This is a genomic window from Lysinibacillus phoenicis (genome assembly GCF_047238325.1).
GTDB lineage: Bacteria > Bacillota > Bacilli > Bacillales_A > Planococcaceae > Lysinibacillus > Lysinibacillus irui.
This window is the reverse complement of sequence record NZ_JBDFMP010000002.1, coordinates 542,741-558,704: the sequence shown is the minus strand read 5'-3', so window position 1 is coordinate 558,704 and position 15,964 is coordinate 542,741. Positions and strand designations below refer to the sequence as shown.

At 38.7% G+C, this 15,964-nt stretch carries 17 protein-coding genes and 1 other annotated feature; of the genes, 12 read left to right on the top strand and 5 right to left on the bottom strand.

The window, feature by feature from the left end; translation table 11 throughout:
* Nucleotides 1-18: 18 nt before the first annotated feature.
* Together ABC382_RS04005 and ABC382_RS04000 are read right to left on the bottom strand one after the other, a co-directional pair.
* On the bottom strand, nt 19-300 hold the full coding sequence (locus ABC382_RS04005) for an acylphosphatase (protein ID WP_274797163.1): 282 nt from the start codon (nt 298-300) through the stop codon (nt 19-21).
* A gap of 42 nt (nt 301-342) precedes the next feature.
* On the bottom strand, nt 343-2,070 hold the full coding sequence (locus ABC382_RS04000; RefSeq protein ID WP_322605098.1) for a methyl-accepting chemotaxis protein: 1,728 nt from the start codon (nt 2,068-2,070) through the stop codon (nt 343-345).
* An 88-nt stretch (nt 2,071-2,158) separates the two neighbouring features.
* On the opposite strand from ABC382_RS04000, the gene ABC382_RS03995 reads away from it, so the two are divergent.
* From ABC382_RS03995 to ABC382_RS03980, 4 genes are all read left to right on the top strand, one after another.
* Nucleotides 2,159-2,479 carry a DUF1033 family protein gene (locus ABC382_RS03995; protein ID WP_274797165.1) on the top strand — a complete coding sequence of 107 codons (321 nt, stop codon included), beginning with the start codon at nt 2,159-2,161 and terminating at the stop codon, nt 2,477-2,479.
* A 222-nt stretch (nt 2,480-2,701) separates the two neighbouring features.
* A complete protein-coding gene (locus tag ABC382_RS03990) occupies nt 2,702-2,902 on the top strand; it encodes a cold-shock protein (RefSeq protein WP_004230088.1) in 201 nt (66 codons plus the stop codon).
* Between the two features lie 162 nt (nt 2,903-3,064).
* Complete coding sequence (locus tag ABC382_RS03985; RefSeq protein ID WP_412926595.1) at nt 3,065-3,307, top strand: hypothetical protein; 243 nt, start codon at nt 3,065-3,067, stop codon at nt 3,305-3,307.
* A 131-nt stretch (nt 3,308-3,438) separates the two neighbouring features.
* Nucleotides 3,439-3,924, top strand: a complete 486-nt coding sequence (locus ABC382_RS03980) for a YkvA family protein (protein ID WP_412926594.1) — start codon at nt 3,439-3,441, stop codon at nt 3,922-3,924.
* 46 nt (nt 3,925-3,970) lie between these two features.
* Here the strand turns inward: ABC382_RS03980 and ABC382_RS03975 are convergent, their stop codons facing one another.
* Nucleotides 3,971-4,792, bottom strand: a complete 822-nt coding sequence (locus ABC382_RS03975; RefSeq protein ID WP_322610864.1) for a S1C family serine protease — start codon at nt 4,790-4,792, stop codon at nt 3,971-3,973.
* 57 nt (nt 4,793-4,849) lie between these two features.
* Entirely contained in the window at nt 4,850-5,485 is a 636-nt protein-coding gene (locus tag ABC382_RS03970) for a hypothetical protein (RefSeq protein WP_322610863.1), read from the bottom strand.
* A 168-nt stretch (nt 5,486-5,653) separates the two neighbouring features.
* Here ABC382_RS03970 and ABC382_RS03965 point away from each other — a divergent pair, with 168 nt between their 5' ends.
* The 6 genes from ABC382_RS03965 (at nt 5,654) to ABC382_RS03940 (ending at nt 9,752) form a co-directional block, all read left to right on the top strand.
* Entirely contained in the window at nt 5,654-6,124 is a 471-nt protein-coding gene (locus ABC382_RS03965) for a DinB family protein (protein ID WP_274797170.1), read from the top strand.
* A gap of 80 nt (nt 6,125-6,204) precedes the next feature.
* Nucleotides 6,205-6,768 (top strand): TetR/AcrR family transcriptional regulator, encoded by a 564-nt coding sequence (locus ABC382_RS03960; RefSeq protein ID WP_322610862.1) that lies wholly within the window; start codon nt 6,205-6,207, stop codon nt 6,766-6,768.
* A 19-nt stretch (nt 6,769-6,787) separates the two neighbouring features.
* Nucleotides 6,788-8,023 (top strand): beta-ketoacyl-ACP synthase II, encoded by a 1,236-nt coding sequence (fabF, locus tag ABC382_RS03955; protein ID WP_322605104.1) that lies wholly within the window; start codon nt 6,788-6,790, stop codon nt 8,021-8,023.
* A 108-nt stretch (nt 8,024-8,131) separates the two neighbouring features.
* Nucleotides 8,132-8,416 (top strand): alpha/beta fold hydrolase, encoded by a 285-nt coding sequence (locus tag ABC382_RS03950; protein ID WP_412926593.1) that lies wholly within the window; start codon nt 8,132-8,134, stop codon nt 8,414-8,416.
* 372 nt (nt 8,417-8,788) lie between these two features.
* Nucleotides 8,789-8,917, top strand: a complete 129-nt coding sequence (locus ABC382_RS03945; RefSeq protein ID WP_322610860.1) for a hypothetical protein — start codon at nt 8,789-8,791, stop codon at nt 8,915-8,917.
* A 91-nt stretch (nt 8,918-9,008) separates the two neighbouring features.
* Nucleotides 9,009-9,752, top strand: a complete 744-nt coding sequence (locus tag ABC382_RS03940) for an amidohydrolase family protein (protein ID WP_322605206.1) — start codon at nt 9,009-9,011, stop codon at nt 9,750-9,752.
* 48 nt (nt 9,753-9,800) lie between these two features.
* On the opposite strand, the gene ABC382_RS03935 is transcribed toward ABC382_RS03940, so the two are convergent.
* Complete coding sequence (locus ABC382_RS03935) at nt 9,801-11,405, bottom strand: ABC-F family ATP-binding cassette domain-containing protein (RefSeq protein ID WP_274797175.1); 1,605 nt, start codon at nt 11,403-11,405, stop codon at nt 9,801-9,803.
* A gap of 636 nt (nt 11,406-12,041) precedes the next feature.
* Here ABC382_RS03935 and ABC382_RS03930 point away from each other — a divergent pair.
* Together ABC382_RS03930 and argS are read left to right on the top strand one after the other, a co-directional pair.
* Nucleotides 12,042-13,925: an FAD-dependent oxidoreductase gene (locus ABC382_RS03930; RefSeq protein ID WP_412926592.1), complete on the top strand. Its 1,884-nt coding sequence runs from the start codon at nt 12,042-12,044 to the stop codon at nt 13,923-13,925.
* 81 nt (nt 13,926-14,006) lie between these two features.
* Nucleotides 14,007-14,225 (top strand) — a binding site (T-box leader).
* A 44-nt stretch (nt 14,226-14,269) separates the two neighbouring features.
* The gene (argS, locus tag ABC382_RS03925; protein WP_312507344.1) at nt 14,270-15,943 is read left to right on the top strand and encodes an arginine--tRNA ligase; all 1,674 of its coding nucleotides are present in this window, start codon (nt 14,270-14,272) and stop codon (nt 15,941-15,943) included.
* Nucleotides 15,944-15,964 lie beyond the last annotated feature (21 nt).

Sequence of the window (15,964 nt, the reverse complement as noted above, 5' to 3'; positions counted from 1 at the left end):
TAAAAGGCAAGAGCCAAACTAAACAATGTCTGACTCCATGCGTATATAGCCTTTTAAATCATCGTACATTTCTAATGAAAAGGAATTGGAATCAGCTTGTGGACTAACGCCTTTTTGGACAAAAAGGAGGAATTCATTGAGTGCTTTTTCAGAGCCTTCCACTTCGACCTCAATTTGCTCAGCATTATTTAGTCGACAGTATCCTTTTAATCCTAATTCAATAGCCTTTTGTTTAATAAAGAAACGATAACCTGTGCCGTATACATCACCAAAAAATTTGATACTTGCTCGTTTGTTCACGGGAATACCTCCTACTAGTGAAGAGGGGAATACCTCTTCTTTTTAATGCATAACACGTTCTTTTTCTAAATAGGCAATCAAGTTATTAATATAATAGAGAACATGCTTAGATGCTTCATCCACTTCTTTGAGGTGGACATCTGCTTTTTCGATATTACCTGCTTTATGAGCTTCTGCGGCAAGCTTTGCTGATTCATGGACACGTAAATGGTAGCCATCTAAATCATGATAGTCCTGAAGATGGCCGAAACGTTCTACTGTACGAGGTGCTGTATACCATTTGCCAAGTCGACAGTCTCTATGAGAAGAAACATCATTTGGTTCAACACTTTCAAGGCCTAAGAACATGTTGTAAATACGCCACTTCCATAAAATGTGATCTGCTTTCGATAATTGAAGAAGGGCAATAGAGGAAAGCTGTACATTATTGTTGGCAATAATATCATTACGGAAACGATTAATTTCTTTCCCTAATAGATGAATATCACTAGATGTATTGTGACTATAATCACGAATATCTTCCTGCAAGCTTGAAATTTCAATCATTCGTGCGGAGACTTCATCAATCGCTGCCGCTTGTTGCTGAGAAATGGCTGCTGTATTTGTTACATCTACATTAATACCCTCAATTGCATGCACTATAGCATTTAAGAGTGGTAACGAATCTTTTGCCTCAACGGTTGCTTCTTTAATAATCGCTGTCGTTTCGGTAATTGAGTTGGACACATCATTAGAGTAACTCTTTAAATGATGTACGTTTGTCGATACTTCACTAAGTGCAGAGACTGTATTTTCCGCAAGCTTTCGTACTTCTTGTGCAACGACCGCAAAGCCTTTGCCATGTTCACCTGCTCGCGCGGCTTCTATGGAGGCATTGAGTGCCAGTAGGTTTGTTTGATCGGCGATTTGATTAATTAATGTTACAACCTGTTCAATATCATTTACCCGTTTTTGCAATTCTGAAAATGATTCGACAATGGACGTAAAGGTTTCTTCCGTTTTAAATATTTCCGCTAAGGCATGCTCAATGGCATTTTTTCCTTTCGTTGCATGATCAACCGATTCAGTCGTTTTCTCAGATATATGGGAAGACATACGCGCTACCTCATTAATAGAAGCGGCAATCTGTTCTGTTGCGGCAGTGGAAGATTGAATTTCTTCATTTTGCTTATCTAAGCTAAACACTAAATCTTTCATGTACATAATTTTTGCATTGACATCCATTAACGAGGATACTTCGCCTACTACGTTTTCAACGATGCGTTCTGTTAATACTTCCACTAGCAATTCTTGATCGACATTGACAGCGGCTTGGAAAGATTTCATGTATTGAAAAGCTTTATTCGGCTTAATTCCGAAATTATGTAAAATATAGGTAGTGATATAGAAGGCAAATTGATTGAATACAACAATTAATTTACCAGGCTCGTATTGATGTTGACGAAATAGATTGAAAAATTTTACCGTTTCATCGACGTAATCATCGTCACGCGTTGCTAAGAAAAACTGTGTTAAGTATTGATTGATATTTTCTTCACTAATGGTTAATTGAGAGGTAGGGGAAATCTCGCTTAAATAATGATGAAAAATGGCATTCATAGAAGGGGTAATATCTTTTAGCTTTTGGTAGAGTGTTTTTAAATGCTCCTCGTCCTGTGAATTGAAGTGATTAAAAGCCAATGTTTGATGAAATCGGCCTGTTGCATGTAAATCTGTACCACGTTGAAGTAGCTGTTCTAGCTCTGCTTTCGGTCGAATACTTGAAAACATAAAAATACCTCCCAAAAAGTATGTATAATAAGGTAATAATAGCATAATTCAGGTGGTTTTAATAGACATTTCAGATGTGTTTGATAAAATGAAAATATCTAATGACAGCAAGGAATGGGCAAATATGTATACAATTATTTACATGAAAGCGGACTATGAGCCTTGGTGGAAATTTGAAGGTTGGGAAGCTTTTATTCAAACAGAAGATACATTTGAAACAAAGGAGCTCTTTGAACGAGCTTTACAGCAAAAATTAGCACAATTTCGTTCCTCATATGACAATGAAGTGGCGAAGGAAGGGCAGTACTGGGCGTTTTGGTCTGAGGATGAAAGCTTTTATTGTGAGGCTTGTGATGACGATGCACAAGTATATCATGGGATAATTGCGTGTAAAATAGAAGAGAAGTAAAATAATTTTGAAATAAAATAAAAAAAGATTTTTTCTTTATTTGACAAAATTATGAATGGCGTTTATACTTAAGTTAACAATTTAATTGCTTCACCGGAAACATGAATTCACATATTACAAAAAGTGATCGCGTTAGTTCGGTACTCTTTGTAATATGTGAATTTTTTCAATCGCTGAAGAAATTACATATTGTTCACTTTTATTTTTTGGAGGTTTTCTTAAATGAAACAAGGTACAGTAAAATGGTTTAACTCAGAAAAAGGTTTTGGATTCATCGAAGTTGAAGGTGAAAACGACGTATTCGTACACTTCTCAGCTATCCAAGGCGAAGGTTTCAAAACTCTTGACGAAGGTCAAAAAGTGGAATTCGAAGTTGTAGATGGCAACCGCGGACCACAAGCTGCTAACGTAACTAAACTTTAATTCTCCATAATTAAAATTACTTTCGTTAAACCCAAGACATCCTATGCAAATAGGATGTCTTTTTTGTATCATTTGAAAGTTTATGGATTACAAATCTAAATTTAGGTTAAATATAAAGTAGGGGTAGATAGCTTTGGCAAAGTAGAGGATAGCCTTGTAAACGTGAAGGATAGCATCGCCAAAGTAGCGGATAGTTCCTCAAAAGTGGCGGATAGCCTTTCCTATGTGAAGGATAGCAATGTCAAAGTGGCGGATAGCCTTGCCAAAGTGAAGGATAGCACAGCCAAAGTGGCGGATAGCCTTGCCAAAGTGAAGGATAGCCTTGCCAAAGTGAAGGATAGCTTCCCAAAAGTGGCGGATAGCACAGCCGAAGTAGAGGATAGCTCCCCCGAAAGTAGCGGATAACTGAGCCAAAATGAAGGATAAAGCTACCAAACAGAAGGGTAACGTCCCAAAAACAGAGGGATAACCCCTCAAAATGAAAGAAAAACCCCACAAGTTTTCAAGATAGCTTGTAAGATAGGAGGCAGATCAATATGGATAACTTAGAGAAACTACCGGATGAGCAGGAGCAGCAAGATTTTTATCAGAAGCTACGTACGAAATTAGTAGCTTTTCTTGGATTGAAAAAGGGAAAAAGTAATAAGTTTACGCCGTATTTAATGTTTGTGCCTGATTTATTTCATTTATTAGTGAAGACATTAACGGATGCAGGGGTTGATAAAAAAAGCCGTACATTGATAGGGGCGTCCATTGCGTATTTTATATTGCCACTGGATTTGATGCCAGAAGGGTTGCTGGGCTTTGGTGGTTATTTAGATGATATTGTCTTAGCGACATTTGTGGTGAATACGATCATTAATAAATTGGGGCCAGATGTGGTGGAAAAGCATTGGACGGGTGATGACAAGCTGTTACATGTGCTGCAAAAAGTGGCGGAAGTCAGTGATGAGGTAGTGAGTAAAATTCCTGTTAAATCGCCCATTGCTCAGATTGTTAAGCAAGAGAGTAAAGATAAATAATATTATTATGTAAACTAAATTCCGGAATGAACCTGTGTAAGCAGGTTCATTTTTTATGTTGTTCCAGTACATGATGGAGCTGTTGAACTGGTACAAATAGGCCGACACGTCCAATAGGTTCATATTTCATCGTTGCAAAGATAATGCCAATGACCTCGCCATATTGATCAATTACTGGGCTACCACTATTTCCACGATATACAGGTGCTTGTAACATCACCACTGGTTCCTGCCAATCCTCTAATTGGATTGGTTCGAGTAATGTCCCTTCATTGGCTATACCCGTGAAGGCAAGAGGGTTACCAATAAAATAGACATGTTCATCAGTTGAAAACGGTGGATCTTCAGCAAGAGGAAGATAGGGGAGTTGCTCAGCTTGCACTTGTATTAAAGCTAAGTCGATAGCTGGATAGCTCTCAATTAATGTAGCTTCCATCAGTCCCTCATCTGGAAATACAACAGATAATGTCGTCGCATGTTCTACTACGTGAGCATTGGTGACAATTAGGCCATCAGAAGAGATGGCAAAACCTGTCCCTTTACTCGAGCCTGTCGAAATTTCAACGATAGCCTTTTTATACGTTTGGATATCTTCTTGTGCTGAGAGTCGTGTCGACACCTTCATAAATTCAATGGCAGGGATGGAGTAAATTTGAAAAATTAGCGCAAAAGTATTGAAAAACAGCATCAAAGCGATCCCCCATACGATCCAGCGTACGAAAGGTTTTTGTTTCTTGGGTTTCCTACCATGGAAGCGTTCTTCTCGTTCTTGTGCTAATGCTTTTTGCTGCTCCTCAAGTACGAGTTCAATAAATTCTTCTTCCGTCAATTCTTCTTCTTTCGTTGTTGCATTATGTATATCACTCATATAAGACCCCCTTAGCTAAAAAACAGACGCCCAAGCAGGACGCCTGTTAACAGCAAATTACTCTATTTTTTGCAAGGTAGATGTCACCACAAACGGTTCTTCTTGTTCGGTCTCCATCGTATCTTCTGAACGAATTAAGCCTATGCCATGCGCAAAATATTTGGTCGTCGTGACTTTATCATCGGTGCGTGATAGCTGGATGACATTTTGATAGACTGTTGTGCCTGTATGAACAGTGGCTGTCGTTGATTGGATGGTCCAGCCTTGAAAGCTTGTCCCCACTTTTAGGGGCTTTTGCAGAATTGTTTCTAGTACTGGGTAAGATGCAGCCTCTGTCGCACTTGGTAGGCTTGGCTTACTGTCAACAGGTTCACGATAGACTAGGTCAATACTTGAATCGGAAATGCGATAGATTTTTAAAAGAGTTACTCCACCATTATCCTCAATTTGTGCAATGTGTTGTGAATCGAGATAGGAAGTTTGCAGGGTATAGCTGGCAAATTCATTGCCTTCCCCTTGAAAATAGGCGGTTGAGCCATCAGGTGGAAAATAGGATAGAAGTGATGTTTGATCTTGTTCTACAGGTTGCTTGTCCTCCACAGGCAATGGTGATTGTTCTGATTCTTTGTTGACTTCTTCACTACAACCGAAGAATAAAAATGCAAGAGAAAGTACTAGGACATGATGTCTCATAGGCAAACTCCTTTGCTATTTTCTTTCATTATACGTGAATGGGGACGGTTATACGAATGAAAAGAGATAACAACTTATAATATTATTATGTAAACAAAACAAGAAACTTGTAACAAGGGAGAAAATTAACTATGATAGAAATGAAGTTAAAAAATGGGGGGCACACATATGTATAGACATGTAGATGATTTTTTACAGGAATGGTCGAATGCATCTAATGGAACATTAAATGTGTTACAAGCTTTAACAGATGATAAATTAGATCAAAGTATTGTGGAGGGTCACAGTACACTTGGCTGGTTGGGCTGGCATTTAGTCGGTTCAGCAGGTTATTTTAGTTATCTAGCAGGCTTAAACGTGCCATCGATTCGTCAAGAAGATCCAGTACCAACAACAGCTGCTGAAATCGTAGCTGCTTATGAAAAGGTTGCAAACGGTGTAAGTGAGGCAGTCGCAAAGCTTTCAAATGAGGACTTACTAGAAGTTGTCACTGGTTTTAAAGCTCCAATGCCAAAAGGCGCTCTATTACGAGTATTAATCGATCATCAAACACATCATCGTGGACAAATGACAGTCTTATTGCGTCAAGCAGGTTTACCAGTTCCAGGTGTTATGGGACCAACAAAAGAAATGCAATAAGCAATGATGCAGCAGATAAGTAAATAATCTGCTGCATTTTTTTATTTGACACTTACCTACTAGTAAGTTAGTATAAAGCCATGACAAATAGAAAATCACAAATAATTGAATTAACATTAAAGAATATTCAAGAAAAAGGTTTCACATCATTTAGTTATGATCATTTAGCAAAAGAGCTAGGGGTTACAAAGGCAAGTATTCACTATCATTTTGAAAAGAAAGGGGATTTAGGTGTTGCTGTTTGCGAAAGAATTCAGCATGGTTTAGAGGGGGCATATACATTCATTAAAGAATCTTCTATGCCAGCTGTGGAAAAGCCTTTCGCTTTTATTTTGCGACGTGTACAATTTCTTGAGCAAGATGGAGTTTGCCCGATTTCTGCTCTACAGGCAGACTATCAAGAATTATCACCATCTATGCAAGAAAAGATTCAAGAGCTTAGTCAAATGGAAATCGATGTCTTTGTAGTGTTATTGAAAGAGGCAAAACAACATGGTGCACTGAAATCGACAAATGAGGAGGATTTAGCGTCATTGGCTATGCTACTCATTTCCAGTACAAAAGGTGCTTTACAATATAAACGTGTTTTAGGTGAAGATTTCTTTCGGAAAACGCTGGAGCAATTAAAGGAACTATTAAAGTAAATGAAAAGGAGCGATGTCCATGGTACGTAGAGTCGTAGTCACAGGATATGGGGTGGTCTCCCCTTTAGGTAACACAGTATCAGCCTTATGGGAAAACATTAAAGAAGGAAAGTCAGGAATTGATAAAATTCATGCAGAGGAATTTAGCGGGATTAACACCCAAATTGCAGGTACCATCACGGATTTTGATGCAGCGCAATATATGGATAAAAAAGAACTGAGTAAGTATGATCGATTTGTTCAATATGCTATTGCCGCTTCACAGCAGGCTTTAGAGCAAGCAAATCTAAACATGGAACAGGTCGATAAGGAGCGACTAGGCGTATATATTGGCTCGGGTATTGGGGGCATAGATACCATTCTAGCGAATCATCAAGCGTTCATCGAAAACGGCCCAAGGAAGGTGTCACCATTTATGGTGCCGATGATGATTAGTAATATGGCTGCAGGGATACTAGCGATTAAAACAGGCTTTAAAGGGCCGAGCTTTTCACCTGTTTCAGCTTGTGCAACTGGTAACCAAGCCATTGGTGAAGCTTTTTTAGCTATTCGACATGGCTATGCTGATGGTATTTTGGCAGGTGGAGCAGAGGCACCCATTAATCCACTAAGCTTTGCGGGATTCTCACGTATGAAAGCTATGTCTACAAGAAATGAGGAGCCAACAAAAGCGAGTCGTCCATTTGATAGCGCACGAGATGGCTTTGTCATGTCAGAGGGGGCTGGAATCGTGTTCCTAGAGGAATATGAACATGCCAAACAAAGAGGTGCAACCATTCTTGGAGAGATAGTAGGCTATGGAGTTACGACAGATGCTTATCATATTACATCACCGGATTATACGGGAGCTGCCAATGCCATGAATTTAGCTTTAAAAATGGGCGAAATTGATGTATCAGCTGTCGATTATATCAATGCACATGGTACTGGTACGCCAGAGGGTGATAAATCCGAAACAAAGGCGATTAAAAGTGTCTTTGGCAACCATGCCTATCAATTAAAAGTAAGCTCTACAAAATCGATGACTGGACATCTTTTTGGAGCAGCCGGGGGTATCGAGGCGATCATTACCTTAAAAAGTATCATGGAGAATATCATTCCACCTACAATCAATTATGACACGCCAGATCCCGAGTGTGATTTAAATTATGTGCCAAACGAGGCGCTTCATCAAACGGTCAACATTGCTTTATCCAATGGCTTTGGCTTTGGTGGTCATAATGCGGTACTAGCCTTTAAAAAGTTTGAGGAATAAAATAATAGAAAGAGGATGACAAGGATGGTATGGAATTGGATGTTCATACCATCCTTTCTATTTTAATGTATAATTATGGATGAACGGTTTCAGAGAAAGGGGTTTTATATGAAGTACGAACTATATGGAGACCAACAAAGCAATATTACTATTCTTGCCATACCAGCATTAGGGGAACGAACAGAATTTTATCGTCCATTGGCCAAGCAATTAAATGAATTTCGTTGGATTGTTTGTGAACTACCAGGACATAATGGCTATGACACGAAGGATAGTTCGATTATTAGTTATATACATAAATTAAACCATTTATTAGACTCTTTAGCTGTAACAAAAGTTCATTTAGTTGGCGCATCAATTGGAGCGACAATCATACAAGCCTTTTATCAGTAGTACGCGGAGGTTGTTCAATCACTTCTTTTATTAGATGGCGGCTATTATTTTTTAGGTGATCGTCAAGGCTCTCATGAAGAAATAACTTTACAAACAATCGACAATTTTGAAGAGATCAAAACGGCAGTTCACGAATTCACCTATGGAATTGAAGGGCTAAACCCCAAGAATTACGAGCAATTTGAACAGTATTTTTTAGGGAACTATATTCTTGATAAAGGATTTTATAGACATCATTGTGATGTGGCTTCATATAATGCTCTCAGTCAGGAGGTAGAGACAATTAATTAGTGTTTAACGAAGCAGCCTACTATCCCAGTAAATTTACTTCTTGCTGAAAATAGCATAGATGAGTTTAAGGGCAAAAAAATAGTGGAATATCAACAACGGCATCCCTTAGCAAATGTTCAAATCGTTCGTAATGGTCATCACTATTTACCTTTAACCCATACGGAGGAAGTAACAAGTTTTCTACAAATTAATTTAGCAAGAAGTTTGTAATTATATAAGTTTTTCTTATGATGTATTAGCAGAAAAACAATATTCTTCTTATGACTGTTATGTGTTAAATTGAGGGAAAGGGGGTTGAAAGATGAAAATTTTTGATGCACATTTTCATATTATCGATTTAAACTTTCCGATTAATGAAAATCAAGGATACACACCACCGAGCTACATGGTAAATGATTATCTAAAGGCAACTAGTCATTTACATATAGGGGGAGGAGCCATTGTTTCAGGATCTTTCCAAGGTTTTGACCAAGCCTATCTAGTTAAAGCATTGACACAGCTAGGTCCCTCATTCTGTGGTGTGACGCAATTACCGTATACTGTGACGGATGAAGAAATAGTAGATTTACATAACAATGGGGTAAGAGCATTACGCTTTAATATTAAACGAGGTGGCTCAGAGGATGTATCTAAGCTAGATCGCTTTGCTAGAAGAGTGTATGATTTGGTAGGCTGGCATAGTGAATTGTATATCGATGCTAAATCGTTACCGGATATTGCTTCAACCATTGAAGCATTACCCGCTATATCTATCGACCATTTAGGGCTATCGGAGGAAGGGCTTCCTCATTTAGTCAAGCTAGTGGATAAAGGCGTACGGGTGAAAGCGACTGGTTTTGGACGTGTGGAACTAGATGTCAAAAAAGCTTTACAAACTATTTATAACGTCAATCCAGATGCGCTTATGTTTGGGACTGATCTGCCATCCACAAGAGCAAAACGTCCTTTTAATAATGCAGACATAGAATTGATTCAACAGCTTTTTGATGAACAGGCTGTTGCTAAAATTCTCTATCAGAATGCGATGCAATGGTATTTCAAATAAATAATAAAATCCTCTACCTAATGATCGGTAGAGGATTTTTTATAGAAATTAGCTTAAGCCTTGACTATCTTTCCATTCTAAAAATTCATCATATGTTAATTGCTTATCTAAAATAGAGCCGTCTTCACGGATTTCGATGACACGGTTCGCAATTGTTTGGATGAACTGATGGTCATGAGATGTGAAAATCATAGCGCCTTTGAAACGAATTAAGCCTTCATTTAAAGCTTGAATTGATTCAAGGTCAAGGTGGTTCGTTGGTTCATCTAGTAAAATAACGTTTGCTGTCGCAAGCATCATTTTTGATAGCATACAACGTACTTTTTCTCCCCCTGATAAAACAGAAGGTGATTTTTTTACTTCCTCGCCTGAGAATAGCATGCGTCCTAAGAAACCACGTAGGAAGCTTTCTGTTTCATCATCAGGTGAGTATTGACGTAGCCATTCAACTAATGATTTCTCAGAACCCTCGAAGTACTTATCATGATCGTTTTCGAAGTAGCTTTGAGATGTTGTGACACCCCATTTAAATGTACCAGCATCCGCTTCTCTTTCTTCCATTAAAATATCAAGAAGGGCTGTTTTTGCCATAGGGCTACCAAGTAAAACGATTTTATCTTCTTTGTTCATAGAAAAACGAATATCTTTAAATAACGTTTCGCCATCTTGAGTAGCTGTAAGGCCATCGACTGTTAAAACATCATTACCGATTTCACGGCCAATTTGGAAGTTGATGAATGGATATTTACGGCTTGATGGCTTAATATCATCTAGCTCGATTTTATCCAGCATTTTTTTACGAGATGTCGCTTGCTTCGATTTAGAAGCATTCGCAGAGAATCGTGCGATAAACGCCTGTAATTCTTTAATTTTTTCTTCTTTTTTAGCATTTTGGTCTTGTGCCATTTTTTGTGCTAATTGAGAAGATTCATACCAGAAATCATAGTTACCCACATATAATTGGATTTTAGAGAAGTCCAAGTCCGCAATATGTGTACATACTTTGTTTAAGAAGTGACGGTCATGGGATACAACAATAACTGTGTTCTCAAAGTTAATTAGGAATTCTTCTAACCATTGAATAGCCTTTAAGTCAAGGTGGTTGGTAGGCTCATCGAGTAAAAGAACATCAGGCTGACCGAATAATGCCTGTGCAAGTAATACTTTGACTTTGTCAGAGCCTTCAAGGTCACCCATCAGCATGTAGTGAAGGTCATCTGAAATACCTAAACCGTTTAATAATGTAGCTGCTTCTGAGTCAGCTTCCCAACCGTTTAGCTCTGCAAATTCACCTTCTAGCTCTGCTGCACGCATGCCATCTTCATCTGAGAAGTCTTCCTTAGCATAGATCGCGTCTTTTTCTGTTTTTACATCATAAAGGCGCTTATTCCCCATAATAACAGTATCAAGTACTGTATGCTCATCGTATTCAAAGTGGTTTTGCTTTAGGACGGATAAACGTTCGTCCTTGCCCATTGATACGTGACCTTCCTGTGCTTCAATTTCACCAGAAAGAATTTTTAAGAATGTTGATTTACCAGCACCGTTTGCTCCAATTAAACCGTAGCAATTTCCTGGTGTGAATTTTATATTTACGTCTTCAAATAGTTTACGATCGCCATAGCGAAGACCTACATTACTAACTTGAATCATGCAAGTTCCTCCTTTTTTCACAATGGCTCTAGTATATCATGAAATATGTTCCATAGTCTATAAACATTATTAAATCAAGGTTTTGCGTTCTTTCAACCTATTTTGTTAAACATAAATTGAATAAAGATACAATTAAAAAGTTTTTCTTGATGTAACTTTCTGCAAAGTTGAGACGTCTATATTGTTGTACGATTAACTATTCTTGAAAAAGAATAGAGAAATGACATCATTTACCATGGGGATTTTGGTTGCTTCTTCACAAAGATATCGACTAAAATAATGCTGACTGTTATCAGGTGAACTTAGGTTTCTAATCACCACATGTGTATGTACATAACCCCGTTTGGAATGCCAGCTGATCGTTCCCTTCGATCATTCATACTATTTTTATGCGATTACTACAATTGTCCAATTGGTTGACAAAAAGCATCCAATCCTCATTAATCATTGTATTCATTGATATTAGTAAATCAATTCACATAGAAAAGTTCCGTAGATTAGGTGTGTTTTAATGTACGGTTAAGAGGCTTACATTTGTAGGCAAATGTAGAAATTAGGACATTCAGCTCTTTCAAGAGGTGGAAATGATGATAAAATAAACATGTTTATGGAAAAATTAACTATTGGAGGTACTTTATGGGTAAGGGCTTATTATGGACAGCCACTTGTGTAATAGTAGTTTTACTAGGGTTTGGAAGCTACTATTTTATTAAAGAAATAACAAACTCTATGGCATACAATAAATTAGTGGATGAGTATAAAAAGCCAGAACCAATAAACAATATAGAGGCAGACTATGATGTGATCGTTATTGGTGGAGAACCTGAGGGGGTAGCAGCTGCAGTAGCTGCGGCTCGTAATGGCGCGAAAACATTATTGGTAGAAAAACGACAAGAGCTTGGTGGTTTATTTACATACGGAATGCTGAATTTCCTCGATATCCCTCGTGATGGCCACAATAACTCGATCAGTAAAGGTATTTTCAAAGAATGGCATGAGCTTGTCAAAGGGAATGACGCTTTTGGCATTGTCGGTGCGAAGGCAGCCTTTAAAAAACTAATTGATGAAGAGCCAAATTTAACCTTATCAGTGCAAACCGAGGTATTGAAAGCGAATGTGAATCAACAGCAAGTAACCTCAGTCGAATTAAAAAATGCGTACGGTACATATGTTGTGACGGGGAAATCTTTTATAGATGCCACACAAGATGCTGATTTTGCTGCAATGTCGAATGTTCCTTTCTTTGTAGGTGGAGAGGATATTGGCATAAAGGATAAACGCATGGCTGTGACTTTAATGCTGCATTTAAAAAATGTAGATTGGGATGAAGTGAAAAAAGCAGCGAAGTCTGACGTATTTGGCGGAGCCAACTTAAATCATACGGTTATGTGGGGCTTCACAAAGCTACATGATGAATACAAGCCTATACAAGAGGGCACGAGATTAAGAGGGTTAAATTTAGCGCGCGTCGATGATGAATATTTTATTAATGCCTTACAAATCTTTGGCATTGATGGCTTGAATGACAACTCCAAACAAGCGGCCATTGCGGCAGGTAAGAAAGAAACGTTACACATTCTCAAATATTTACAGGAAAATTTCCCTGGATTTGAAAAAGCGGAAATTGTCAGCTATCCAGAAGAGCTGTATGTGAGAGAAACAAGACATATTTGGGCCGAATATCAATTACCAATGGCAGATCTTTGGAAAAATAGTGATCAGTGGGATAGTATTGGAATTGCTTCATACCCAGTGGATGTGCAAGCACAGACACCTCATGACTATGGCTACGTCATTGCTGCACCAAAGCAGTATGCCATTCCTTTCCGTTCATTAGTACCGAAGGATATTGATGGCTTGCTAGTGGTTGGACGCTCAGCCGGTTATTCGTCACTGGCAGCTGGTAGTGCGCGTATTGTGCCTACCGGAATGGTAACAGGTGAAGCGGCTGGTACTGCGGCTGCACTAGCTTTGAAAGAGAATATCAGCTTTAGAGACATGAGCAAGGATAAAAAGCTTATTGCCTCTTTAAGAAAGCAGCTCGAAAAACAGGGAGCTTATGTTGATTCATTTTCTGTTGAGTATCCGTATCAAGGAAAATGGTATGATGAAGCCATTCAAACACTCATTAATTACGGTCTTGTAGTAGGTGGCTACGAAAATGATTTAAAAGTCGATAGTAAGGCAACAAAAATTAAGTTTGCTAAAATGCTAAAAGAGAGTATGCTCCGAGCTGGTGGAGAGAGTGCCACAGCTAAGAAGGATCAGCTCGAAATTGTCATTAATAAAGTTTATAATAATGGTGATGAAGCCATTATGAGAGATGAAATGGCACAATATTTGGTTGACGTTCTTTTAGGCAAATCCGATGCTACTAGCTGGGATACGTTGATTGAAAAAGGAATCGTCACGGAAAAAGTGGCGAAGAAGCTCAAAGAGAATAAGAATTTAAAATTAAAAGAGATGTACGCCATCATGGCCGATGTCATTCACTATGTAGAAAAAGAACGTTCCTCCTGATGAGGAGCGTTTTTTTCTAAAGGAAAATGAAAATCATATTGACGACAACTAGAAAGTCCTGTAATATATGTCAAAATCATAAAAAATTCGATGAAAAAGAGAGTAGTTGATGGGACAGCTGGCAAGCGAGTTAGGGATGGTGTGAGCCTAATACAGAAACCATGAATGAAGCGCACTTTGGAGAAGATTCTCGAACTAGTAGTAGAGAATAGCGGGGCGTCACCTCGTTAACAACGGAAAGTGGTCATAACAATGGCAACTAGAGTGGTACCACGGGATTACTATGCTCTCGTCTCTAATTTATAGAGACGGGGGCTTTTTTATTTGAACAGGAGGATGGGAAAATGAATAAACAAATTGCTAAAAGTATTGCAGAAGTTTTTAATCAACAGTTATCGGTGGATGAGATTGAACATTTATTAGAAAAACCAAGAACTTTAGAGCTTGGGGATGTGGCATTTCCGTGCTTTACGTTAGCTAAAACATGGAAGAAATCACCGCAAAGTATTGCCGCAGATATAGCGAATCAGTTAAAAAGTGATGACATCCAGCGTGTGGAGGCTGTGGGTGGCTATGTCAATATTTTTTTGAATCAACAGCAAGTGACGCAGCATGTGTTAAGCAATATCCTACACGAGAAACATTTATATGGCACCAATCAAACTGCCATGGGACGCGTCGTGTTAGATTTTTCATCGCCCAATATTGCGAAGCCTTTCTCCATGGGACATTTACGTTCAACGGTCATCGGCAATGCATTAGCTAATATTGCTACGAAAAATGGCTATCAAGCGATTCGTATCAATCATCTAGGTGACTGGGGCACCCAATTTGGTAAACTCATCGTGGCTTATCATTATTGGGGTGACAAACAGGCCATTACAGCATCACCGATTGAGGAGTTATTAAAGATTTATGTGAAGTTTCATGAAAAAGCAGAGCAAGATCCAACACTAAACGAACAGGCACGTGCAGCCTTTAAAGCGTTAGAAGACGGCGATGAAGAGGCACTCGCATTATGGCAGTGGTTCAGAGATGTCTCCTTAGTAGAGTTTCAGACAATCTATCAGCTACTCGGCATTGATTTTGATGCCTTTACGGGAGAGGCCTTTTACAATGATAAAATGACAGCCGTTGTGGCAGAGCTAAAAGATAAAGAACTCTTAGTAGAATCAGACGGGGCATATGTAGTTGAGTTAGACAATATGCCACCGTGCTTAATTACAAAAACGGATGGAGCTACGCTTTATGCAACGCGTGACTTAGCTGCAGCCTTCTATCGTCAACAGCACTACCAGCCAGAAAAGATTTTCTACGTGGTCGGTAATGAGCAATCACTACACTTTAAACAACTATTTCAAGTCATCGACAAAATGGGCTATGCTTGGGCAAACCATCTACACCACGTACCATTTGGGATGATGCTTAAGGATGGTAAAAAAATGTCTACACGTAAAGGCAAAGTGGTGTTGCTTGCTGATGTGCTCAAAGAGGCTATTGCAACGGCCAAGCACAATATTGAAGAAAAGAACCCTCATTTACCAAATAAAGAACAAGTAGCACAGCAAGTAGGGGTAGGTGCGGTCATTTTCAATGATTTAAAATATCATCGCCAAAATGATATTGAATTCTCAATCGAACAAATGATGAATTTTGAAGGAGAAACAGGGCCATATGTGCAATACACCTATGCACGTCTGTGTTCCATTTTAGAAAAAGTCGAGGTACCATCACATGACGTGACTCTCGAAGTATTAGGTGAGCAGGCTTGGCCGATTATTTTATTATTAGAACAATTTCCTAACGTGGTGGTCACAGCTTTTGAACAGGCAGATCCGTCGCTAATAGCAAAGTTCGCGTTACAGCTTGCACGTTTATTGAATAAATATTATGCACAACATAAAATATTAGCCGATGATGCACAACAAACATCACGTATAGCACTATGTTATTGTGTCGCAATCATCTTAAAAGAATCACTCACTTTATTGGGCATCGAGTCACCTGCAAATATGTGAGGTAGCACGATCATAGATTGT

Coding starts and splice junctions, on each gene's coding strand:
- ABC382_RS04000 (WP_322605098.1), bottom strand. CDS start 2,070: ATGTTTTCAAGTATTCGACCGAAAGCAGAGCTAGAACAGCTACTTCAA.
- ABC382_RS03995 (WP_274797165.1), top strand. CDS start 2,159: ATGAAAATATCTAATGACAGCAAGGAATGGGCAAATATGTATACAATT.
- ABC382_RS03990 (WP_004230088.1), top strand. CDS start 2,702: ATGAAACAAGGTACAGTAAAATGGTTTAACTCAGAAAAAGGTTTTGGA.
- ABC382_RS03980 (WP_412926594.1), top strand. CDS start 3,439: ATGGATAACTTAGAGAAACTACCGGATGAGCAGGAGCAGCAAGATTTT.
- ABC382_RS03975 (WP_322610864.1), bottom strand. CDS start 4,792: ATGAGTGATATACATAATGCAACAACGAAAGAAGAAGAATTGACGGAA.
- ABC382_RS03970 (WP_322610863.1), bottom strand. CDS start 5,485: ATGAGACATCATGTCCTAGTACTTTCTCTTGCATTTTTATTCTTCGGT.
- ABC382_RS03965 (WP_274797170.1), top strand. CDS start 5,654: ATGTATAGACATGTAGATGATTTTTTACAGGAATGGTCGAATGCATCT.
- ABC382_RS03960 (WP_322610862.1), top strand. CDS start 6,205: ATGACAAATAGAAAATCACAAATAATTGAATTAACATTAAAGAATATT.
- fabF (WP_322605104.1), top strand. CDS start 6,788: ATGGTACGTAGAGTCGTAGTCACAGGATATGGGGTGGTCTCCCCTTTA.
- ABC382_RS03950 (WP_412926593.1), top strand. CDS start 8,132: ATGAAGTACGAACTATATGGAGACCAACAAAGCAATATTACTATTCTT.
- ABC382_RS03940 (WP_322605206.1), top strand. CDS start 9,009: ATGAAAATTTTTGATGCACATTTTCATATTATCGATTTAAACTTTCCG.
- ABC382_RS03935 (WP_274797175.1), bottom strand. CDS start 11,405: ATGATTCAAGTTAGTAATGTAGGTCTTCGCTATGGCGATCGTAAACTA.
- ABC382_RS03930 (WP_412926592.1), top strand. CDS start 12,042: ATGGGTAAGGGCTTATTATGGACAGCCACTTGTGTAATAGTAGTTTTA.
- argS (WP_312507344.1), top strand. CDS start 14,270: ATGAATAAACAAATTGCTAAAAGTATTGCAGAAGTTTTTAATCAACAG.